Genomic DNA, 21,490 nt, shown 5'->3' with positions numbered 1-21,490 from the left:
CGAGAACACGCTACGGGCACCCCGCATTTCAGTCTTCCGTGTCCACCCGGGCCGCCCCGTCCTGCTCGCCCTTGTCACCTTTCTCGTCCTTGTCCGGAGCCATGGCCGGGAGAGCGCTGCCGGAGGTCGCCGGGCGGGGCTGCCGAGCGCGGGTCAGGCGGAGCCACAGCAGGATCACGAGTGCGGCGGCCACGGCGAAGGGGAGGACGGCGGCGAGAGCCATGGCCAGCCAGTGGAAGACGGCCACGAACGCGTTCCAGCCGCCCGCGAGGGCGTCCAGGAAGCCGGGGTCGTCGTCCTTTTCGGCCTTCTTCACCGCGGTCTCCGAGAGGGAGAGCGTGATGGTGGCGAGGCTCGTACGGTCCTTCAGGGACTCCTGCTGGGCGAGGAGGGCCTCCAGATCCGCCTGACGGGTGCTCAACTCCCCTTCGAGGGTGACCACATCGCTGAGCTTGGTCGCCCGGTCCATCAACTCGCGGATACGGGCCACGCTCGCCTGCTGGGTCTTGATACGGCTCTCCACGTCGACGACCTGATCGGTGACGTCCTCGGCCTTGGCCTTGCGTTCGAGCAGCTTGCCGGTGCCCTCCAGGTCGGTGAGGACCTCCTCGTACTTCTCGGTCGGCACCCGCAGGACGACCCGGGTGCGCTCGCGGCCGTCGCCGTCGCGGGTCGTGGACTCCTCGCCGACGAACCCGCCCGCGCTCTCGGTGGTGGTGCGGGCCTCCTCCAGCGCCTTGGGCACGTCCTTGACCCGCACGGTCAGGGAGGCGGTACGGATGATGTGGCTGGGGGCGAGCTGCGGCGGGGCGTCGGCGTCCTCGCCCTTTCCGGCGCCGGAGTCGAGGGCGCCCTCCTGCCGGGCCGAGGTGCCGGCCTTGCTGTCGGCCCCGCTGTCCGACAGGGAGCTCGCGTCGTCGGTGCCGCTGCATCCGGTCAGCGCCAGCGCGGCGGCGAGGAACACGGCGGCCAGGGCGCCTGCGGGCCGCGGTCGGGAACGGAGTGCGTCTCGCCGGGAACGTCGTCGTACGAGTGTTTCGGCCATGGCGGCGGGTACCCCCCGAAGTCGTGAACGGTGTGCCCACTTGCTTGCGGACGTTCCTTCGACGCCGGAGGGCGCCCGAACGTTGGCCGGATACGGTCCCGAAGCGGTCACGGTCGGGACTCGGCGAGGCCACATGCCGCACAGGGAGCACACAGGGGCACACAGGGTGCTCACCTGGCCCACCCGGTCCGGCGACGTGACTGTCAGTGACGTCTGAGAGGGTTGGTCCATGAGCGGATCACGTACGGACACCGGGCATGTCGTCGTCATCGGGGCGGGTATCGCGGGGCTGGCCGCCGCGCACAAGCTGCTGGACAGACATGCGCGCGTGACCGTCCTGGAGGCATCGGACCGGGTCGGCGGCAAGCTGCTGCCCGGCGAGATCGCGGGCGCGCGCACCGACTTCGGCGCCGAGTCCATGCTGGCCAGCCGCCCCGAGGCGGTCGCCCTCGCCAAGGAGGTCGGGCTCGCCGACCACCTCCAGCCGCCCGCCACCGCCACCGCCTCGCTGTGGACGCGCGGCGCGCTGCGGCCCATGCCGAAGGGGCACGTCATGGGCGTCCCCGGCACGGCGTCCGCCCTCGCCGGGGTGCTGTCCGACGAGGGCCTGGCCCGCATCGAGCGGGACGCCGAGCTGCCCCGCACCGAGGTCGGCGACGACATCGCGGTCGGGGAGTACGTGGCCGCCCGCCTCGGCAGGGAGGTCGTGGACCGGCTGGTCGAGCCGCTGCTCGGCGGGGTCTACGCGGGCGACGCGTATCGCATCTCGATGCGCTCGGCCGTCCCCCAGCTCTACCAGGCCGCCCTCACCCACACCTCGATCACCGAGGCCGTCCGCGAGATCCAGGCCCGCGCGGCGGCCGCCCGGCGGACCGGCCCCGTCTTCATGGGCATCGAGGGCGGCATCGGCCAACTCCCGCTCGCCGTCGCCGAGTCGGTACGCGCGCGCGGCGCCGAGATCCTGACCGGCACCCCCGTCACCGAGCTGCGCCGCGAGACGCCCGGCGGCTGGCGCGTCGTCGCCGGTGAGCGGGTGCTGCACGCGGACGCCGTCGTGGTGGCCGTCCCCGCCCCGGTCGCCGCCGGGCTGCTGCGCGCCGAAGCCCCCGGGGCCGCCGCCGAGCTGTCCGCCGTGGAGTACGCCTCCATGGCCCTGGTCACCCTCGCCTACCGCCGCGTCGACGTCACCCTCCCCGAGGGCAGCGGCTTCCTGGTGCCGCCGGTGGACGGACGCACCATCAAGGCGTCCACGTTCTCGTCGCAGAAGTGGGGCTGGGTCGGCGAGCACCACCCCGACCTGCTGGTCCTGCGCACCTCGATGGGCCGCTACGGCGAGACGGAGATCCTGGAGAAGGACGACAGCCACCTGGTCGACGTCTCGCGGCACGACCTCCGCGAGGCCACGGGTCTGACGGCCACCCCGGTCGAGACCCGTGTGACCCGCTGGACAGACGGCCTGCCCCAGTACCCCGTCGGCCACCACGCGCGCGTGGCCCGCGTCCGTGAGCACATGGCCGAGCTGCCCGGCCTCGCCGTCTGCGGCGCGGCGTACGACGGCGTCGGCATCCCGGCCTGTATCGCGAGCGCGGCGGCCGCCGTCGACCAGATCCACGGGGACCTGCGCCGTCTGCAGGAGCTCACCGCCAACCCGGTGCAGAGCCTCCACGGCGGAGCGGGAGAATAGGAACCATGAGCGACGACGCCCCCACCACCGAGTCCGGCCGTATCCCGAACAAGGGCAAGCTGGCCAAGGACCTCAACGAGGTCATCCGCTACACGCTGTGGTCCGTCTTCAAGCTGAAGGACGTACTGCCGGAGGACCGCACCGGTTACGCCGACGAGGTCCAGGAGCTGTTCGACCAGCTCGCCGCGAAGGACGTGACCATCCGGGGTACCTACGACGTCTCCGGCCTGCGCGCCGACGCCGACGTCATGATCTGGTGGCACGCCGAGACCAGCGACCAGCTCCAGGAGGCGTACAACCTCTTCCGCCGCACCAGGCTGGGCCGCGCCCTCACCCCGGTGTGGTCGAACATGGCGCTGCACCGCCCCGCCGAGTTCAACCGCTCCCACATCCCGGCGTTCCTGGCGGACGAGACCCCCCGCGACTACGTCAGCGTGTACCCCTTCGTCCGCAGCTACGACTGGTACCTCCTCCCCGACGAGGACCGCCGCCGTATGCTCGCCGACCACGGCAAGATGGCCCGCGGCTTCCCGGACGTCCGCGCCAACACGGTCGCCTCGTTCTCGCTGGGCGACTACGAGTGGATGCTCGCCTTCGAGGCCAACGACCTCTACCGCATCGTCGACCTCATGCGCCACCTGCGCGCATCGGAGGCCCGCATGCACGTCCGCGAAGAGGTCCCGTTCTACACGGGCAGGAGGAAGTCGGTGGCGGAGCTGGTGGCAGGGCTGGCGTAGCTAGCAGTTGGTCACCGGCTCAGACCCGCGCCCCCAACTTTTAGGGGCGCGGGGAACTGCGCGACCAGCCACGACGAACCCGCACTCGCCCGACCACCCAAAGACGCACCCCCAGACCGCGCAGACTCCGGCCGAGGCTCCGGGCGCCCAGCACAGGCAGCCCTCCGCCCAGGCAACCGACCTTCCAGCAGGTACGCCTCAAAGTACCCGTTAACACACTTGTTCCCCCCACCACTGACCCCATGGCTGCCCGAGTCCCGCTCGGTCACAAGCACCGATCCCGAAAGCCGCCGCTGCAACTCAACCGCCCCGGCATACGGCGTAGCCGCATCATGCTCAGCGGCAAGAATCAGCGTGGGCGGCAGCCCACCCACCCCGACCCGCACATCAAGGGCCCGCTGACGCGGCGCGAGCCAATACGCGCAGGGCAGATTCATCCACACGTTGTCCCACGTCTCGAACGGCGCGGTCCGCGCGAGCCGCGTGTTGTCGCGGTCCCAGACCCGCCAATCCGTCGGCCAGGGCGCGTCGTTGCACTCGACGGCGGTGTAGACGGCGTTGGTGTTCTCCTGCTCGGCGGCGGCCTCGGGGTTGGGCCCCGCCAGCTGGACCAGCGGCTTCGGATCGCCCTTCAGATAGGCGGAGAGCGCGAGGGCCCGCTGCGGCCAGTAGTCGTCGTAGTACGCGGCCTGGAGGAACGCGCCCTGTAGCTGCCCCGGCCCGACCACGCCCCCGGCCGGCTCGGTGGCCAGCCGTGCCGCCGCGCGCTCATAGCCGCGCAGGACCTTCTCGGCGGTGTTCCCCAGCCCGTACACCTTGTGGTGCTTGGCGACCCATGCCCGGAAGTCCGCCCAGCGGCCCTCGAAGGCGGCCGACTGGTCGAGGTTGTTGTGGTACCAGATCTGATGCGGGGCCGGGTTCACCGCGGAGTCGAAGACCATGCGCCGCACATGGGACGGGAAGAGCGTGGCGTACAGGGCCCCCAGGTAGGTGCCGTACGACGCCCCCATGAACGTCAGCCGGTCCTCACCGAGCGCGGCGCGCAGGACGTCCAGGTCGCGGGCGTTGTTGAGCGAGTGGTAGTGCCGCAGCGCCTGGCCGCCGCGCCGGGCGCAGCCGCGGGCGTAGGCCTTGGCGCGGGCGATCCGCTCCCTCTTGTACGACTCCGAGGGGTGCGTGGGCGCGAGCGTGGGCCCCCGGTGGAGTTTTCCGGGGTCCTCGCAGGACAGGGGCGCCGATCGTCCGACGCCTCGGGGGGCGTATCCGACCAGGTCGTACGCGGCCCCGATCCGCTTCCACTCCGGCAGGAACCCGACGAACGGGAAGAACATGCCGGAGGCCCCGGGGCCACCCGGGTTGAAGACGAGGGCTCCTTGGCGGGCGACCTTCTTCCCCTTCGGGTCCTTCCCGGTGGCCCTGACGCGGCTGACGGTCAGGGGGATCTGCTTCCCGTCGGGCCGCGCGTAGTCCAACGGCACCTCGACGGTCCCGCACTGGAACCCCTCGGGCAGCTGTTCCACGGCCGGGCACTCACCGAACCGGATTCCTTCGACCTCGGCCCGCACGGCGGCGACGGAGACGCCGTACACCTCGGCGGCGGCGATCCGGGTGTCCCCTCTGGCAGGGGCGGCCCCCAGCCCGGCCAGCAACACCGACCCGACGGTTCCGTAGAGAACAGCAGCTCGCATGGCAAATCCCTCCGTGCATGGCGGCAACAAAAGGGATGCTTCGGTCGACAAGGGGTGAAGTAAAGGACGAGGGGAGTGGTGTCGCGGTGATTCCTCCCGATGCTCTTTTCACACCGGGTGCCCTTTATGACTCCTGTGGGCCGAGGGCAGCCGGCGGCAGCGTGTACGTCGGCGACGGGGACGCCGTGGGTGTCGGCGACGGGGAGGCCGTGGGCGTGGGGGACGGGGTGACCGGAATCGGCGACCCGGGGTCGTTCAACGGACCCGGCGGCGCGGGGGAGTTGGTCATCGGCGGGGTGCTCGCGGCGGCGGCGTCCCGCGCGATCGCGTCGTAGTCGACCAGCCCCGTCGCCTCCAGCACCCTGATGTGGTCCAGGACCGTGGTGTTGGCGTCGTCGGCGAGATCGCGGACCAGGGAATTGCGGGTCGTGGCGCGGACCTCGGCGACAAGGGAGAAGACCTTGCCGTGGGCCTGGCGCAGGATATTGGCGAACTCCCGGTCGTAACTCTCGCCCTGAGCCGTGTTCAGCGTCTCCAGCCATGCCTTCTGCTGGTCGCTCGGCTGGTTGGGCAGCGGCAGGCTGAGGCGCGCGGCGACATTGCGGACACGGGCGTCGAGGAAGGTGTGACCCTCGATCAGATGGTCGCCGGCGGCGCGCACGGCCTGGGTCGTGCCCTTTGTCTGGGCCTGCTGCCCGGCCGGCAGCTCCCACAGCCCGGCCAGCCGCACCTTGGTGATGAAGTCCCGGTCCAGACCGGAGAGCGGACCGTACTGCGTGGTCACCGTGGACGCGTTCAGCGCGGAGACACCGGTGCCGGAGCGGTCCGCGTACGACCAGATCGGGAAGACCATCGCGATGAGGGTGGCCGTCAACCCGGCGACGATGAGCCCTGTGCCATTGACCAGTCCTCCGCTGCGGTTGATGGATCGCATGGTGCCTCCTGCTCGCGGCACCGCACGCTCATGCGGTTCGGGTGCGGGTTCGCTTCAGGTGGCATGTTACTTCCGGGTCCGGGGCAACTGCCGTACGCGGAGGAAGGGTTGATGCGGGACAAAGCGGGCAGGGCGGGGTCGTAGAAGCGCAGGACACATGCTGTGAAATAGCCGAGAATCGGTCGTGAAACCCGGCTGTGGGAAATGGTTCTGTTATTCGCAACACACCGAGGTGCGCGGCGGGCCGTCGCACACGGCACCTGACGGCGCGTACGCGGGTCGGGCCGACCGCGTGTACGCGCCCCCGTTCAGCGGCGCAGCAGTACGCGGCGGGTGGCGCGGGCGAGACGGGCGGTGGGGCGGCGGGAGAGCGGGGCCGGGCCGGAGCGCTCCAGCCACCACTCGCGCAGCGCGCGCTTGGCGGAGGCGTTCTTCAGATCCTGCTCCAGCAGGACGTGCTCGGCGAAGGAGAGGGCGTCACGCCGGTAACCGTCCGTCATGGGGTTGCCCTGGGCGTACGCCAGGAACGCCGGGCGGTACGACGTGCCGAGGATCTCCGGGAGTTCGGGCGCGACCTTCGCCACGACGTCCGCCCGCTTGGCGGCGAGGGCGCGCGCCTGGACGCCGAGCCGCACCCGGTCGAACCCCTCGGGCACCGGTGTCCCCGCGACCAGCGCCGACAGCAACGACGCCTGCGCCAGCCCGAGCCGCTGCCGAGCCGCGGTCCCGGCTTCCTCCTCGGCCCTCTCATCGGTCTCGTGTGCGGCCGCGCCCTCGGTCACCGGCTCACCCATCGGCTTCGCCGACGGCGCATCCCGTACCTCGGCTTTCTCCAGGACCCCCTTGATGGCCCCCAACTCCCGCTCCAGTTCGCCCGGCTCGGGGAAGTTCTCGTCGCGCTCCAGGAGGACACCCGGCGGGGTGACCCTGGAGACGAGGTCGGCGAGGATGTCGAGGACCTGCTGGGGGACGGGGTGGGCGTGGCTGTCGTGCCAGACGCCGTCGCGTTCGAAGCCGCCCGCGACATGGACGTACGCGATGGCCTCGACCGGCAGTTCGTCGAGCGCCTTCGCGGGGTCCTCGCCCCGGTTGACGTGGTTGGTGTGGAGGTTCGCCACATCGATGAGGAGCCGTACGCCGGTGCGGTCGACGAGGTCGTACAGGAACTGGCCCTCGGTCATCTCCTCGCCGGGCCAGTTGATGAGGGCGGCGATGTTCTCCAGTGCGAGCGGGACGGGCAGGGCGTCCTGGGCGACGCGGACGTTCTCGCAGAGCACGTCGAGGGCGTCGCGGGTGCGGGGGACGGGGAGCAGATGCCCGGCCTCCAGCCCCGGCGACGCGGTGAGGGCGCCCCCGGCCCGTACGAACGCGATGTGCTCGGTGACGAGGGGCGCTCCCAGGGCCTGGACGCGCTCGGCGAGGGAGTTCAGCCGGCCCTCGTCGGGGCGGTCGGCGCCGCCGAGCCCCAGGGAGACGCCATGGGGGACGACCGTGACCCCGCGCTCGCGCAGCCGCAGCAGCGCGTCGGGGACATGGCCGGGGCAGACGTTCTCGGCGACGACCTCGACCCAGTCGACGCCGCCGGACGGTCCGGCCATACGCTCGACGGCGTCGGCGATCTCGGGCCGCCAGCCGATGCCCGCCCCCAGCCTCAACTTCCTGACCTGCTCCATCGTCCCCATCGTCCCCTCCTCGGTCACGTCGGTCACGGCATCGCACGGACCCCTGTGTTGTCGTCTCCTCGACGCGGACCTGTGTTCCGGCGCGACGGAGTCATGGCCCCGGAAACCGGGGCCGAACCCCGAGGAGGGCACCTTCAGAGCAACATTTGAGCTTTGAGCCGTGGGCCGCCCCCGGTGCGGTATGCGGCCCGGCGGTATGCGGCCTTCTCCCGCCCGGCGGCTACTGGATCTGCGGTACCCCCTGGTCGGCGTTCAGCTCCTCCGGGTCCGGGCGGTCGGTGGGGACCACACCGGGGGCCTGCGGGGACGGGGTGGACTTCACGTCGGGGTTGGTGGAGGGCTCCGCCGCGGGGGCGGCGGGCGGCTGGACCCCGGGCTCCGGCGGCGGCGGGCCGGTCGGGCTCGCGGTGCCGCTGACCGAGTTGTCGGCGATCTGCGCGAAGTCGACCTCGCCGGTCTTCTCCAGGATCGTGATGTGGTCCAGCACGGTCTGGTTGGCGTCGGACGCCAGCTGACGCACCAGGGTGTTGCGGGTGGAGTTACGGACGCTGGCGATGGCCGGGAAGATCTTGCCGTGCGCGGCCCGCAGCAGATTCGCCCAGGTCTTGTTGTACTCGGCCTCGGTTTTGGCGGCGGTCATCTGGTCCAGCCAGCCCTGCTGCTCGGCGGTCGGCTGGTTGGGCAGTTCGACGCCTAGTTTGGCCGCGATGATCCGGACCCGCTTGTCGAGGTCGGCGTGGCCGACGATCAGATGGTCGGCGGCCTCCTTGACGGACTGGCTGGACGCCCGCTCCAGGGCCTGTTGCCCGGCCGGCCCCTCCCACAGGCCCGCGAGCCGTACCCGGATGATGAGGTCGCGGTCGGCGGGGGTGAGCGGACCCCACTGCGTGGTCACCGTGTCACCGGTGGGCACGGCCGCGGCCGCCGCGGCGTTGCGGTTGGGGTACGAGTAGAACACGGGGTAGGCGACGGCGCTGACGGTGCCGACGATCGCCACGGCGACGAGGAGCGAGCCCTTGGAGCGTCGCAAGAGAGCCTCCGGGAGGAAACCAACGGATCGTTGTGATCGTTGGGGACGGAACTGGTACTGGAGTGGGTGAGCCGCCTCGGCGGGGCCGGAACCCGCCGCCGGCTGCGACGGGCCCGGACCGTGCCGTGGGGTCGGCGTCAGATCGTGCCGTTGGCGATGGCGTCGAAGTCGACCTGGCCGGTCGCCTCCAGGAAGGTGATGTGGTCGAGCACGGTCTGGTTGGTGTCCGAGGCGAGCTGACGGACCAGCGTGTTCTCGGTCATGTTCCGCACCGCGCCGATGGCGGGGAAGATCTTGCCGTGGGCGGAGCGCAGCAGGTTCGCCCACACCCGGTCGTACTGGTCGTCGGTGGCGTTGGTCATCTGCTGCAGCCAGGCCTGCTGCTGGGCGTTGGGTACGTTGGGCAGTTCGACGCCGAGCTGGGTCGCCACGTTGCGCACCCGCTCGTCGAGGTCCTTGTGACCGACGATCAGATGGTCCGCCGCCTCCTTCACCTCCGGGCTGCTGGAGCGCTGCATCGCCTGCTCGGCGGCCGGCAGCTCCCACAGTCCGGCCAGCCGCACCCTGATGATCAGGTCCCGGTCGGCCGCCGTCAGCGGCCCCCACTGAGTGTTGACGGTAGTGGCCGCCATGTTGGCCTGGGCGGTGCCCGAGCGGTCGGCGTAGGACCACACGGGGAACGCCAGCGCTCCGATGGTGACGACGAGCGCGAGGCTGGCGATGACCGAGCCATTGACACGCTGCAAGATGAGCCTCCCGGGTAAAGCCAACTGGTCGTTGGGGCAGTTGCTTGGCCAGTGCAGGGAGGTACGTACGGGACGGCGGCGGTGTTCAACGGGGTGTCACAGTCACCGGAAAGCTTGCGGTGGGTCGGCCGAAAAGGAGTGGGGGTGGCCGGTGGGAGGGGGTTGAGCGCGCCGTGCCCCGCCCCCCGTCAGGGCGTGCGGCGGTGGTCTCAGGGGCGCAGGGCGGGGTGGTCGGCGACCACCGTGCAGCTGCCGGGGGCGATTTCGGTGAAGCCCGCGTCCCGGACCAGCGGGAGGCCGGAGGCGGTGAGGCGGGCCCAGTCGGCCGGGGCGGCGGTGCGGACGGCCAGCGGGAAACCGGCGTCGCGCCAGGCCGAGCGCGCCTCGTCGGAGAGGGACAGCCAGGCCAGGTGGGCGCCGTGCCCCACCTGGGCCATCGCCTTGCCGGCGGACATGCCGAGGTCCGGGTTGGTCCAGATGACCGGTGTGGAGGGCTCGGCCCCGGCCGGGGGCTCCGGGTCGTCGAGGTCCGTGCCGGAGACCTGGAGACGGGCCAGGTCCTTCGGCCAGCCGTCGAGAGGGATCGGCGGGAAGACGCGTACCTCCGCCGACTTTCCCGTCACCGTGATACCCGGGAGCGCTTCCGCCCGCCGCCACTCCGCGCCGCGCGCCCGCCGGACCACCTTCCTGATCCGTGCGTCCTGCCAGCTCCGCATGGCCTCGGCCCACTCCCCGTCCCCCAGCGACCGCGCGTCGCCCAGCATCACGAGCACCGCCCGCGCCGCCGTCTCCAACGCGTCCGTACGCGCCGGGGGAGCCGCCTTCTCGATCCGCACCACCAACGGCAGCACGAACTGCGGCGCCTCGTCCCGAGCGCTCCGCCCATGCCGGAAGGGGCTGTCGCCCGGCGTCCGCGTAGGGCTCGGCGGCTGCGCGGGGTTCGGTGTCCGGGCGGGGTTCGGTGTCTGCGTGGGGCTCGGGTCCTGGTTCGGGCGCTCGGTGTCGCTGCTCACCCGTCCAGTCTGCCAGCCGGAAGATCCCTGCTGCTCCGGCCGACAGTACGGCCGTACACCCGTGCGATCGCGGGACGCCCATGTACGAGGATGGGCGGCATGGAACGCGAGTTACTGCTGAGCATCGAGGGAGTCGGCCGCCGGTACGGGTTCCGCGGGCCCTGGGTCCTGCGCGGTGTCGATCTGGAGATCGCCCCCGGCGCGCTGATCCGGGTCGAGGGCGCGAACGGCACCGGCAAGTCGACGCTGCTGCGCGTCCTCGCCGGGATCGACGTGCCCACCGTGGGCCGGATCTCCGGCCGCCCCCGTACCGCGTACGTTCCCGAACGCTTCCCGGCCGCGCTGCCGTTCACGGCCGTCGAGTACCTCACCCACCTCGGTGCCGTGCACGGTCTGGACCGCCCGGCCGCCGCCGAGGCCGCCGAGGAGTGGCTGGAGCGGTTCGGGGCCGCCGAGTACGCCCGTACGCCGATGGCGGAACTCTCCAAGGGCAGCAGTCAGAAGGTCGCCGTCGCCCAGGCGCTCCTCGCCGAACCGGAGTTGCTCGTCCTCGACGAGGCGTGGACCGGCCTCGACGCCGAGGCCCGCGAGGAGTTGGAGCGCGTCGTCGCCGAGCGCACGGCCGCCGGGTCCGCGGTCGTGTTCGTCGACCATGACCCAAGCAGGCTGTCCGGGGTGCCGGACGCGGTGTACGCCGTGACGGGGGGTTCGCTCGAACTCCGTGACGGGCGGGGGAGTTCGGGGGCGGCGGAGGGGAAGGGCGCCTCGGTCGTCGTGGAGGCGCGGGCGCCGTCGCGGGCTGCCGCCCAAGTACCCGGCGAGGCAGGGAAGTTCGCGACCAAGGTCGAGGAAACCGACTCGGGCGTACACCGGTTCGCCGTCCCGGAGACCCGCTCGGACGCGCTGCTGAGAGCGCTGCTGGGCGCCCGGCCGCCGTGGCATGTGGTGAGCGTGGGCCCACGGGAGGAGCGGACCCCGGTGGAACGGGCGGCGCGACTGGAAGAACTGGAAGAACTGGAAGAAGCGGAAGACCTGAATGACCTGAATGACCTGAAAGAACCGCAAGAACCGGAAGAACTGAAAGATCTGAAAGAGCTGGATGAAGTGGAGGCGGAGGGGCCCCGATGAGTGCGCTGCTTCGTTATCAGGCGGCCCTGTTGCTGCGGTCGCAGCGGTGGTTGCCGCCGGTCATCCTGTACGCCGCGTTCCTCGGGATCGGGGTGCAGAGCGGGCAGCCGGTGCTGGACTCGCTCGGCTACTCGGCCGCCGCGCTGTTGCCGGTGGCCGCCTGGCTGGTACGGATCTGCGCGACCAATGAGCCACCGGCGGCCCGGAGTTGTACGGGAGCGGCGGCCGGACCGGGGCGGGCGCATCTGGCCTGTCTGCTGGTGGCGTTGTCGGCGTCCGCGCTCCTCGGCACCGCGGCCACCCTCTTCGTCACGGCGATCAGCGACTGGACGGGCACGGATCACCAGACCAGGATCGCGGCGGTCCCCGCGGGCATCGCCGGCTTCGTGGCCACTCTCGCCTGCGCCCTGCTCGGCACGGCGGTGGGCGCGCTCACGAACTGGCCGCTGCTGCGCTCGCCCGGCCGGGCCGTCCCCGCGCTGCTCCTCGGCGCGCTACTGGCACTGGTGGTCACCGGCTCCCCGGCCAACACGGCGATCAGCGCCCTCGTGGACGGCTCCCAACACGGAACCGTCCCCCTCCCCGTCCTGCCCCTGGCCACCGCCGCACTGCTCACAGCCCTGGCCACCACCACGGCCTGCGCCCTCACCAACCGCCGCTCACCCTGAACGGGCGCTCGCCTGCCGGTCGAGATGATCGACGAGGGCCGCCTCTGTGCGGAGGAGGCGCTCTCTCCGGTTCTCCGGGAGGGCGGTGGTCATCCATGTCCGGTTCGTCGTCAGGCCGCGAACCAAGGGACTCGGCAGGTGTGTGGGGCGGTGCCTTCCGGGCACAGGGTTCTGATCATTGTTTTGCGTATCGCTCGCCAGGTTCGTAGGGAGCAGGCCAAGTGGACGCGGAACTCGACCAGTTCGCGGTCGCCGGGTGACTGGTCGGGGTGTTCGTGGGTCCACTGGTCCGCGAGGAGGTCGTACATCTCGGCTGCGGGCATTCCGCCGACGAGGGTGTGGGCGACGGTTGTTTCGGTGATGCGGGCGCTTCGGGTTGCCACGGCGTCCCTGAGGAGGGTTCCGACCCAGGCCATGCCCTCCTCGTCCGTGTACAGGCCGAACTTCACCGTACGTGTTCTCATGTGCCTCCATTCCCTCGTCGGCGGTCGAACGCGGGTCAGCGGTGCCAGGGGCCCGTCACCGCGAACGTCGTACCCGGGGTATAGCAGTTGAGGTACATCGTGGTGCCGTCGGGGGAGAAGGTCACTCCGGCGAACTCGCCCCATTGTGGGTCGTCCGGGGTGCCGAGGGTGTGGGCGTTGCGGGCCATCGGGTAGACCTCGGCCTTGCGGGTGACGCCGTAGACGTGTTGGGCGCCGTTGCCGTCCTCGCAGACCATGAGGCCGCCGGTGGGGGCCAGGCAGATGTTGTCGGGGGAGTCGCCGGGGAGGCGGGCGTCGGTGTCGGGGCCGAAGACGATGACCAGGGTGAGGCTGCGGTCGTCGGGGTCGTAGCGCCAGATCTGGCCGAAGTGGTCGGCGGCCGAGCCCTCCGCGCTGCGGGCGAAGGAGGAGACGAAGTAGACGCGGCGGCCGCCCCAGTAGCAGCCCTCCAGTTTCTGGGCGTGGGTGATGCCCTTCGGGCCGAAGTCCTGGTGGCGGATGGGGGTGTGGGTGGCGAGCGGGTCGGGGACGTCGACCCACTCGATGTGCTCGAAGCGGGTGCCGGGGACCTGGACCGGGGAGAGGTCGGGGACGCGGGGGACGCGCATGGCCTGGAGGCGGCCTCCGGCGCGCAGTGAGCCCAGGCCGCCCTTCGGTTTGTCGGGGAGGAAGCGGTAGAAGAGGCCGAAGGGGGTCTCGAAGGCGTCCTCGGTCTCGTAGACGATTCCGCGAGCCGGGTCGACCGCGATTGCTTCGTGCTGGAAGCGGCCCATTGCTGTGAGGGGGACCGCGCCGGAGCGGTGCGGGTTCGAGGGGTCCACCTCGAAGATGAAGCCGTGGTCCTTGGTGTAGCCGTTGGTGCCCGCCCGGTCCTCGGTCTCCTCGCAGGTCAGCCAGGTTCCCCAAGGGGTGGGGCCGCCCGCGCAGTTGACGGCGGTGCCCGCGATGGCGACCCGTTCGGAGCGGACTTCGCCGTCCGCGTCCAGCGTCAGAGCCGTACAGCCGCCCTTGCCCATCGGGTCGTAGGTGAGGCCCTCGACGGTCGGGACCGGGATGGCGGCGTTGTGGCGGTTCTCGTGGTTGCGGACCAGGTGGACACGGGCGTTGTGGCGGCGCCGGTCGCCGTTCGCGCGTACGGCGAAGGCGGCCATGCCGTCGTGGTTGCTCGGCACCCGGCCCTCACCGGAGCGCAGGGGGTCGCCCTCTCTGGAGAGCACCCGATAGCGGAAACCTTTCGGCAGGTCCAGCAGGCCCTCGGGGTCGGGGAGGAGGGGGCCGTAGCCGGGGACGTGGCCATGGAGGGCGCCGGGGGCGGATTCGCCGGCATGGGCGTCGGCGGCGGAGTCCGCGAAGGCGTTCCGCGCGGTCGCTCCGCTCGCGAAGAGTTCGGACAGGGCTCCGGTGAACGCGATGCCGGCTCCCACGGCACCGGTACGGGCGAGGGCCTGACGGCGGGTCACTGACACGGTATGACCTTCCTGTTGGCGGACAGGATGTGACCCGTCTGTGTGTATCACGTGGTTACGGCCGGGTGAACCACGCGCGTAGAGGCCGCCGGTGGAGTCGCCGGGCTGTCACTCTGTCGGCCCGGTGGGGGAGGGAGGGACCTCCGGGGTGTGGGGGGCCTCGTCCGGTGGGCCCGCCTGGGCCCGTTCCAGGAACCTGAGCAGTTCGACCGGGAAGGGGAGGACGAGGGTGGAGTTCTTCTCGGCGGCCACGGCCACCACCGTCTGGAGGAGCCGGAGTTGGAGGGCGGAGGGGGTGTCGGCCATCTCCTTCGCGGCCTCGGCGAGCTTCTTCGACGCCTGCAGTTCCGCGTCCGCGTTGATGATCCGGGCGCGGCGCTCGCGGTCGGCCTCGGCCTGGCGGGCCATGGACCGCTTCATTGTGTCGGGGAGGGATACGTCCTTGATCTCGACGCGGTCGATGGTGACGCCCCACTCCACCGCCGGGCTGTCGATCATCAGCTCCAGGCCCTGGTTGAGCTTCTCGCGGTTGGAGAGGAGGTCGTCCAGGTCGCTCTTGCCGATGATCGAGCGGAGGGAGGTCTGGGCCATCTGGGAGACGGCGAAACGGTAGTCCTCGACCCGGATGACCGCGTTGGCGGCGTCGACGACCTTGAAGTAGACCACCGCGTCCACGCGGACCGTGACGTTGTCCCGTGTGATGCCCTCCTGGGCCGGGATCGGCATCGTCACGATCTGCATGTTGACCTTGTGGATGCGGTCTATGCCGGGGATGACCATGGTGAAGCCGGGGGATCTGGGGGAGTCGAGGAGGCGGCCCAGGCGGAGGACCACGCCGCGTTCGTATTGCTTGACCACGCGGGCGGCTGCCGCCGTGTACACGATGGCGGCGGAGCCGACGGCTGCGGCTGTCACCAGCAGGGCTTCGATCATGACGACCCCCTTTCGAGCCGTCCCTTACTGCCGTAGGTCATACGATATGCCCGGTGTGGGGGGTGGGGCGAGGTTGGTTGCCGGGTGCTGCGGTGTGCTGACTGTGGGGTGGTGCGGCGCCCGGGGGCGTTGGCCGGCCGGGGGTGGGTCTCGCTTGCCGGCGCTGACAGGGTGCCGCTGCGCCCACCCGTGCCGCCCCAGCGGCACGATTGCCCGCAGCTACGAGCGTGAGGGTGCGCAGTTGTGACGGCTGCTGGGTGGGCTGTCGCCTCAGTGGTGCGGTTGCCCGCAGCTACGAGCGTGAGGGTGCGCAGTTGTGACGGCTGCTGGGTGGGCTGTCGTCTCGGCGGTGCGGTTGCCCGCAGCTGCGAGGGCTGCCGGGTGGGCGCCGTCCCGGCAGCGCGGTTGCGCGCGGCTGCGATGACTGTCGGGTGGGTGCCGTCCCGGCGACGCGATTGGCCGTAGCTGGGTACGGCGCGGCTGGGTGGGCTGTCGCCTCAGTGGCGCGGTTGCCCGCGGCTACGAGCGCGAGGGTGCGCAGTTGCGACGGCTGCTGGGTGGGCTGTCGCCGCGGCGGCGCGGTTGGCCGCGGCTGCGAGGACTGCGCGGCGGTGACGGCTGTCGGGTGGGCTGGTGCCCCGGCGGTGCGGTTGGCTGCGGCTGAAGCGGGCGGGCGGCAGGTTGCCCGGTGGTGCGGCTGCCCGCGGTCACCGATGGGTGGCTGCGGGCAGCCGTGTGTCAGGGCCTTGCCGCGGTTGCCCCGGTCCGGTCCGGGACCGTTATCTTCACCGGCTCCGTTCCCGTCGTGCTGTGGCGTTCTGCCCAGGTTTCCAGGGCTGTGCGGCAGGCGTGGTCGAGGTGGTGGAGGCCGGAGAGGTGGAGTTCGATGGGGCGGTCCTGGGGGAGGGACTCCAGGTTGTCCAGGATCTTGGGGAGGCGGAGGAAGGTGGCGTTGCCCGAGAGGTGGGCCTGGATCGGGCCCGCGCCCTTGTCGATGACCTCCAGCTTGATGTGCGAGGCCTCCCAGGCGGTCTTGGCCACCGAGAGGGCCAGACCGATCAGTACGCCCTCGAACATGTTCACCGCGACGATCGCCAGCGCGGTCGTCATCAGGATCAGGGCCTCACCCCGGTGCGCCCGCCACAGCGAGATGACCTCACGGAACGGGATCAGCTTCCAGCCCGCGTGGACCAGGATGCCCGCCAGCGCCGGGAGCGGGATGAGGGCCAGCGCGCCCGGGAGGAGCGCGGCGAAGAGCAGCAGCCACACACCGTGCAGGACCCGGGACGCCTTGGTCCTCGCCCCCGCCTGGAGGTTCGCGGCGCTGCGGACGATCACCGCCGTCATCGGCAGTGCGCCCAGCAGACCGCACACCGTGTTGCCGACGCCCTGGGCCATCAGCTCCTTGTCGTACTCGGTGCGCGGCCCGTCGTGCAGCCGGTCCACGGCAGCCGCGCTGAACAGGCTCTCGGCGGAGGCGATGAGCGTGAAGGCGAGGATCGTGCCGATCACGGCCACGTCCGCCAGCTCGCCGAAGGCGGACGGTCCCGGGGGCTGGATGGACTCCAGGAGGCCCTTGACCTCGACGGTCCCCACGGGCAGGTCCAGGGTCAGCGAGGCGGCCGTGGCCAGGACCACCGCCGCGAGGGCGCCCGGGACCAGCTGGACCTTCCTCGGCAGACGCTTCCACACCACCAGGACGACCACCGTGCCCGCGCCCAGGGCCAGCGAGGCGAGGGCCGGGGTGGAGGCCATGGCGTCCATGAAGGCGCCGGGGAGTCCGGCGATCTTGCCCAGGCCGGAGGCGGGGGCCTTCAGACCGGCTGCCGCGTACAGCTGGCCCGCGATGATCACGAGTCCGATACCGGCCAGCATGCCCTCGACGACCGAGACGGATATCGCGCGGAACCAGCGGCCCAACTTCAGCCCGCCCATGGCGAGTTGAAGGAGCCCTGCGGCGAGCACGATGACACCCAGCGCGGGCAGGCCGAACTGGCGTACCGCCTCGAAGACCAGCACGGTCAGACCGGCCGCCGGGCCGGAGACCTGGAGGCTGCTGCCGGGCAGCAGCCCGGTGACGATACCGCCCACGATGCCGGTGATCAGGCCGAGTTCGGCCGGCACCCCGGAGGCGACGGCGACGCCCACACACAACGGCAGGGCGACCAGGAAGACGACGAGCGAGGCCGCGAAGTCCTGCCTGAGGTGGGGGAACGAGGGCCGGGGACGGGAGGACGGGGAGGGCGAAGAGGACGGGGACTTGGACTGCGTTGCGGTCATGTCGTCGGGTCCCGTGCTCACAGCGTCTCGAACTTGTCGGTGTCCGCACGGTGTTCGCGTACGGCTCCGGTGTGGACCTCGTAGTACCAGCCGCGCAACCGGAGTTCGCCCGCCGCCAGGCGCTTCTCCACACAGGGGTAGGAACGCAGGCGCAGCAACTGGCTGAGGACGTGGTTCTGGACGCCGGCGGCGACGGCCGGGTCCTCGACCGGGCCGTGGGGGCGGGGGGTCGCGTGGGCCAGCCAGTCGCGTACGGCGGGTACGGCGTCCAGGTCGTCGCCGCGGACGAGGGCGCCGACGGCGCCGCAGTGGGAGTGGCCGCAGACGACGATGTCGGTGACGCCGAGGACTTCCACGGCGTACTCGATGGTGGCCGTCTCACCGGAGGGGCGGTCGGGGGTGTAGGGAGGGACGATGTTTCCGGCGGTGCGCAGTTCGAACAGCTCGCCGGGGCGGGCGCCCGTGATCAGGGCGGGGACGACCCGTGAGTCGGAGCAGGTGATGAACAGGACCTCGGGGGACTGGCCCTCGGCCAGCCTGGCGAACTCCTCAGGGCGTTGTCCGAACGAACGGGCGTTGTCGATGAGGGGCTGCATGATGTGGTGACTCCTCCTGGCGCGCCTCGATGGCGCGTCGGGCTTGCACGACAGATGTGAGGGGAAGAGGTGCTTCCGCTCAGCGGCGGAAGTCCTCGTGAACGGCCGGGGTGTGGGCCGTCAGGGATCTCGACGCCCGGGGGTACCGGGCCGAGGGCCGTTCCGGTGCGTACGCGGCCGCTGTGTTCTCCCCCAGCAGCGGGTGCGCGGGCGCACCGGGAACGGTGTGGGTGACGGCGCGGTGCACATCACCCACCGGCTTCGCCGTGAGTGTGTTTCCGGGCTCGGCCTTGGCCTTGGTATGACCAAGCGTGTGCGCGGTTGCGAAGGAATGGGCGGGAGCGAAGAACTGCGGCGCGGGCAGGACGGCGGTGAGCGTCGACAGAACGGTCCTGGTCGTCGTACCGCACAACTTGAGCCTCCCCGCTGGCAGTTCAGTGCTCATATCGCTGACCGTGACACGTCGACCACCCATGGTGATCCATCTACTTGGTCAACCGTTGGTCAATCACTGGTCAAGAAACACGTTAACCCTGCAAAGTTGTTTGCAGGGTTAACTTAACGTTTCGAGCTGAAGAGAGCCTGAAAGTGCGGACAGGTTGGCCGGATTCGGCTCTTGACCTGGGGGGTTGCGGGGTGAACCGGGTGGGTGCGGTCAGTGCTCGCCGTGCACGCCGTTCTCGATGAGCTGCTTGCCGTCGCGGGCGAGAGCGGTGAGACGGGAGATCGCGCGGAAGTACTTCTTGCGGTAGCCGCCGTTCAGCATCTCCTCGCTGAACAGCCGGTCGAAGGGCAGCCCCGAGGCGAGGACGGGGACCTCGCGGTCGTACAGCCGGTCGGCGAGCACCACGAGCCGCAGCGCGGTCGACTGGTCCGGGATCGGCTGGACATCGGTCAGGCAGACCGCCCTCAGATCGTCCGTGAGCGCGCCGTAGCGGCTCGGGTGGACCCTCGCCAGATGGTCGAGGAGTTGCGGGAAGTCGTCGAGTGAGGCGCCCTCGGTGGCGTACGCCGCCTTGGTGACCGCCTCCTCGGAGTATGGCGCCGGGGCCTCGGGGAGACCTCGGTGGCGGTAGTCCTCGCCGTCGATGCGCAGGGTGCGGAAGTGGGCGGACAGGCCCTGGATCTCGCGCAGGAAGTCGGCCGCCGCGAAGCGGCCCTCGCCGAGCTTGCCCGGCAGGGTGTTCGAGGTGGCGGCGAGGGCGACGCCCGCGTCCACGAGCTTGCCGAGCAGCGTCGACACCAGGACGGTGTCGCCCGGGTCGTCCAGCTCGAACTCGTCGATGCAGAGCAGACGGTGGCCGGAGAGCGTCTGGACCGTCTTCTGGAAGCCGAGGGCGCCGACGAGGTTCGTCAGCTCCACGAAGGTGCCGAAGGCCTTCAGGGCGGGTTCGGCCGGGGTCGCGTGCCAGAGGGAGGCGAGCAGATGGGTCTTGCCGACGCCGTAGCCGCCGTCCAGGTAGACGCCGCGCGGGCCCGTCGGGGCCTTCTTCGGTGCTTTGCCGAAACCGAACAGGCGTCGCTTTCCGGCCGCCCCGCTCGCGTGCCCGCCGCCGAGGCCCGCCGCGAAGGCGCTCAGGACGCCGACCGCCTCGGTCTGGCTGGGCTGGTTCGGGTCGGGTATGTAGGTGTCGAAGCGGACCGCGTCGAAGCGGGGCGGTGGCACCATCTCCGCGACCAGTCGGTCCGCGGGGACATGCGGCTCACGCGCGCACAGGGACAGCGGGGCCATATCGGCTGTACGGGCGATAGCGGACACGGCGGTGGAGGACGACGACACGGTTACCGAGTCTAAGGGCCGTGCCACACTGCACGACATGCGACGCCTGTTCCCTGTGACCGAAGAGACAGCGGCAGAGACAGCGGCCCGGCCGGACACCGGCGGGAGCGGCGGGCGAGGTGAGGGGCCCGATGCCGCCGACCGGGAGTGGAGTCTCGGTGAGCTGGCGGCCGCTTACGCCTATCCCGAGCCGCCCGAGGGCGGCGGGGGCGTCTGGCTGAGGGCCAACATGGTGTCCACCCTGGACGGGGCCGCTCAGCACGGTGGGAAGTCGCGGCCCATTTCCACCGAGACCGACATGCGGATCTTCGGGACCCTGCGGGGGCTCGCGGATGTCGTCCTGGTCGGCGCGGAAACGGTACGCCAGGAGGTGTACCGGCCGGCCCGTGCCCGGGAGGCGTTCGCTAAGGCCCGGCGGGCCGCCGGGCAGGGGCCCGCGCCCGCCGTCGCCGTGGTCAGCGCGAGCCTGGAGCTGGACTTCTCGCTGCCCCTGTTCACCTCGCCGCTCGTGCCCACGCTGGTGCTGACCGGTGCCGCCGCGGCCCCCGACCGGATCGCCGCCGCCGAGAGGGCCGGAGCCCGGGTCGTCGTCGCCGGGGACGGTATGGGGGTCGACCCCGCCCGGGCCGTACGGGCGCTCGCCGACCTCGGTCTGACCCGGCTGCTCTCCGAGGGCGGGCCCCGGCTGCTGGGTCAGCTCATCGCGGCCGACGTCCTCGACGAGCTGTGTCTGACCGTGTCGCCGATGCTCACGGCGGGGACCGCCCAGCGGATCGCCGGGGGCCCCTCGGTGCCCGTACCCAAGCGCTTCGAACTCGTGTCCCTGTTGGAGGAGGCCGGGTTCCTGTTCGGTCGTTACCGTCGTACGTGAAAGCGGGCGGAATCTGCCGTTCCGTTTAGCTTTCGCTGGGCACACTAGAACCCTGAGGAGTGAGGGCCCGAGGGGCCCTCCGAGGAGAAGGGCGCCTGCGGTGTCGTTCACGAGCGTTTTGATGATCGAGAAGGCCCTGACGTCCGCGGACGTGGAGTTCGTCACCACCCTGCACGGCGAGGAGCCGGCTTCCTTCCATGTGCTGCTGCAGCCGCGCGGCAATCAGGCCGACCGGCTGTTGCGGGCCATCGACGACCTCGCCCTCGGGGAACTGGACGAGGCGAGGCGTGAGAGCGAGATGCCGGAGGGGGCCGAGGCGCGGGAGGTCGGGGAGCGGGCCCTTGAGGTGTCCTTGCGGGCGTTGCGGGGGGCCGGGAGCGAGGCGGTGGGGCGGCTGGTCGAGGACCATCCGCTGGATGCGTTGAAGTCGGTGGTGGAGGAAGTGGGGGCCGATGAGGTGTTGGTGCTGACCGATCCCCACTACGTGGAGGAGTTCTTTCATCGGGACTGGGCTTCTCGGGCTCGGCACAAGGTGGGGGTGCCGGTTTTGAAGTTGTTCTCGCACAGTTCCGATTAGGGGGGACTGGGCGCCGTTGGGGTGCCTGGTTTTGTCGGGTGCGGGTGCGTTGTGGCTGGTCGCGCCCACGCGGCGGAGCCGCAAATAGATACGGCCCCGCGCCCCTTGGAGGCGGCTGCGCCGCCATCCAGGGCGCGGCCCCTGAGC

The 21,490-nt window shown here is 71.1% G+C and carries 20 protein-coding genes; 6 read left to right on the top strand and 14 right to left on the bottom strand.

Going from position 1 to position 21,490, the window contains the following annotated elements:
• Positions 1–28: 28 nt before the first annotated feature.
• Entirely contained in the window at positions 29–1,045 is a 1,017-nt protein-coding gene (locus ACWD4G_RS14950; RefSeq protein WP_451293229.1) for a DUF4349 domain-containing protein, read from the bottom strand.
• Between the two features lie 229 nt (positions 1,046–1,274).
• Here ACWD4G_RS14950 and hemG point away from each other — a divergent pair, with 229 nt between their 5' ends.
• Together hemG and hemQ are read left to right on the top strand one after the other, a co-directional pair.
• Complete coding sequence (hemG, locus tag ACWD4G_RS14945) at positions 1,275–2,729, top strand: protoporphyrinogen oxidase (protein WP_451293227.1); 1,455 nt, start codon at positions 1,275–1,277, stop codon at positions 2,727–2,729.
• 5 nt (positions 2,730–2,734) lie between these two features.
• The gene (gene hemQ, locus ACWD4G_RS14940) at positions 2,735–3,466 is read left to right on the top strand and encodes a hydrogen peroxide-dependent heme synthase (protein ID WP_451293225.1); all 732 of its coding nucleotides are present in this window, start codon (positions 2,735–2,737) and stop codon (positions 3,464–3,466) included.
• A gap of 11 nt (positions 3,467–3,477) precedes the next feature.
• On the opposite strand, the gene ACWD4G_RS14935 is transcribed toward hemQ, so the two are convergent.
• The 6 genes from ACWD4G_RS14935 to ACWD4G_RS14910 all read right to left on the bottom strand — a co-directional run bounded on the left by ACWD4G_RS14935 (position 3,478) and on the right by ACWD4G_RS14910 (position 10,559).
• Positions 3,478–5,154 carry an alpha/beta hydrolase gene (locus ACWD4G_RS14935; protein ID WP_451293223.1) on the bottom strand — a complete coding sequence of 559 codons (1,677 nt, stop codon included), beginning with the start codon at positions 5,152–5,154 and terminating at the stop codon, positions 3,478–3,480.
• A gap of 124 nt (positions 5,155–5,278) precedes the next feature.
• Positions 5,279–6,088, bottom strand: a complete 810-nt coding sequence (locus tag ACWD4G_RS14930; protein ID WP_451293221.1) for a DUF4142 domain-containing protein — start codon at positions 6,086–6,088, stop codon at positions 5,279–5,281.
• A gap of 308 nt (positions 6,089–6,396) precedes the next feature.
• The gene (locus ACWD4G_RS14925; protein ID WP_451293444.1) at positions 6,397–7,761 is read right to left on the bottom strand and encodes a DUF692 domain-containing protein; all 1,365 of its coding nucleotides are present in this window, start codon (positions 7,759–7,761) and stop codon (positions 6,397–6,399) included.
• A 229-nt stretch (positions 7,762–7,990) separates the two neighbouring features.
• Positions 7,991–8,800 (bottom strand): DUF4142 domain-containing protein, encoded by an 810-nt coding sequence (locus ACWD4G_RS14920; RefSeq protein WP_451293219.1) that lies wholly within the window; start codon positions 8,798–8,800, stop codon positions 7,991–7,993.
• 137 nt (positions 8,801–8,937) lie between these two features.
• Positions 8,938–9,546 carry a DUF4142 domain-containing protein gene (locus tag ACWD4G_RS14915; RefSeq protein ID WP_451293217.1) on the bottom strand — a complete coding sequence of 203 codons (609 nt, stop codon included), beginning with the start codon at positions 9,544–9,546 and terminating at the stop codon, positions 8,938–8,940.
• A gap of 209 nt (positions 9,547–9,755) precedes the next feature.
• Positions 9,756–10,559 carry a peptidyl-tRNA hydrolase gene (locus tag ACWD4G_RS14910; protein ID WP_451293215.1) on the bottom strand — a complete coding sequence of 268 codons (804 nt, stop codon included), beginning with the start codon at positions 10,557–10,559 and terminating at the stop codon, positions 9,756–9,758.
• A 99-nt stretch (positions 10,560–10,658) separates the two neighbouring features.
• Here ACWD4G_RS14910 and ACWD4G_RS14905 point away from each other — a divergent pair, with 99 nt between their 5' ends.
• Both ACWD4G_RS14905 and ACWD4G_RS14900 read left to right on the top strand, forming a co-directional pair.
• Positions 10,659–11,687, top strand: a complete 1,029-nt coding sequence (locus ACWD4G_RS14905) for an ABC transporter ATP-binding protein (protein ID WP_451293213.1) — start codon at positions 10,659–10,661, stop codon at positions 11,685–11,687.
• Positions 11,684–12,355: an ABC transporter gene (locus ACWD4G_RS14900; RefSeq protein WP_451293211.1), complete on the top strand. Its 672-nt coding sequence runs from the start codon at positions 11,684–11,686 to the stop codon at positions 12,353–12,355. The genes ACWD4G_RS14905 and ACWD4G_RS14900 overlap by 4 nt, the downstream gene beginning before the upstream one ends.
• Positions 12,356–12,465: 110 nt before the next feature.
• Here ACWD4G_RS14900 and ACWD4G_RS14895 read toward each other — a convergent pair whose 3' ends face one another.
• From ACWD4G_RS14895 to zapE, 7 genes are all read right to left on the bottom strand, one after another.
• Positions 12,466–12,819 carry a hypothetical protein gene (locus ACWD4G_RS14895; RefSeq protein WP_451293209.1) on the bottom strand — a complete coding sequence of 118 codons (354 nt, stop codon included), beginning with the start codon at positions 12,817–12,819 and terminating at the stop codon, positions 12,466–12,468.
• Between the two features lie 35 nt (positions 12,820–12,854).
• Positions 12,855–14,300, bottom strand: a complete 1,446-nt coding sequence (locus tag ACWD4G_RS14890; protein WP_451293442.1) for an alkaline phosphatase PhoX — start codon at positions 14,298–14,300, stop codon at positions 12,855–12,857.
• Between the two features lie 114 nt (positions 14,301–14,414).
• Positions 14,415–15,239 carry a slipin family protein gene (locus ACWD4G_RS14885; protein ID WP_451293207.1) on the bottom strand — a complete coding sequence of 275 codons (825 nt, stop codon included), beginning with the start codon at positions 15,237–15,239 and terminating at the stop codon, positions 14,415–14,417.
• Positions 15,240–15,977: 738 nt separating this feature from the next.
• Positions 15,978–17,519 (bottom strand): SulP family inorganic anion transporter, encoded by a 1,542-nt coding sequence (locus ACWD4G_RS14880; RefSeq protein ID WP_451293205.1) that lies wholly within the window; start codon positions 17,517–17,519, stop codon positions 15,978–15,980.
• Between the two features lie 17 nt (positions 17,520–17,536).
• Positions 17,537–18,115: a carbonic anhydrase gene (locus ACWD4G_RS14875; RefSeq protein WP_451293203.1), complete on the bottom strand. Its 579-nt coding sequence runs from the start codon at positions 18,113–18,115 to the stop codon at positions 17,537–17,539.
• 79 nt (positions 18,116–18,194) lie between these two features.
• The gene (locus ACWD4G_RS14870; protein ID WP_451293201.1) at positions 18,195–18,560 is read right to left on the bottom strand and encodes a hypothetical protein; all 366 of its coding nucleotides are present in this window, start codon (positions 18,558–18,560) and stop codon (positions 18,195–18,197) included.
• A 210-nt stretch (positions 18,561–18,770) separates the two neighbouring features.
• Positions 18,771–19,847 (bottom strand): cell division protein ZapE, encoded by a 1,077-nt coding sequence (gene zapE, locus ACWD4G_RS14865; RefSeq protein ID WP_451293440.1) that lies wholly within the window; start codon positions 19,845–19,847, stop codon positions 18,771–18,773.
• Between the two features lie 85 nt (positions 19,848–19,932).
• Between zapE and ACWD4G_RS14860 the strand changes: the two genes are divergently transcribed.
• Together ACWD4G_RS14860 and ACWD4G_RS14855 are read left to right on the top strand one after the other, a co-directional pair.
• Complete coding sequence (locus ACWD4G_RS14860) at positions 19,933–20,766, top strand: pyrimidine reductase family protein (RefSeq protein ID WP_451293199.1); 834 nt, start codon at positions 19,933–19,935, stop codon at positions 20,764–20,766.
• A 121-nt stretch (positions 20,767–20,887) separates the two neighbouring features.
• Positions 20,888–21,343, top strand: a complete 456-nt coding sequence (locus tag ACWD4G_RS14855; RefSeq protein WP_451293438.1) for an indole-3-glycerol phosphate synthase — start codon at positions 20,888–20,890, stop codon at positions 21,341–21,343.
• The last annotated feature ends 147 nt before the right edge of the window (positions 21,344–21,490 follow it).

It is taken from the genome of Streptomyces sp. NPDC002643, assembly GCF_053592555.1.
Note: the sequence above shows the minus strand (reverse complement) of the source record. Positions and strands in the feature narration are given on the sequence as shown.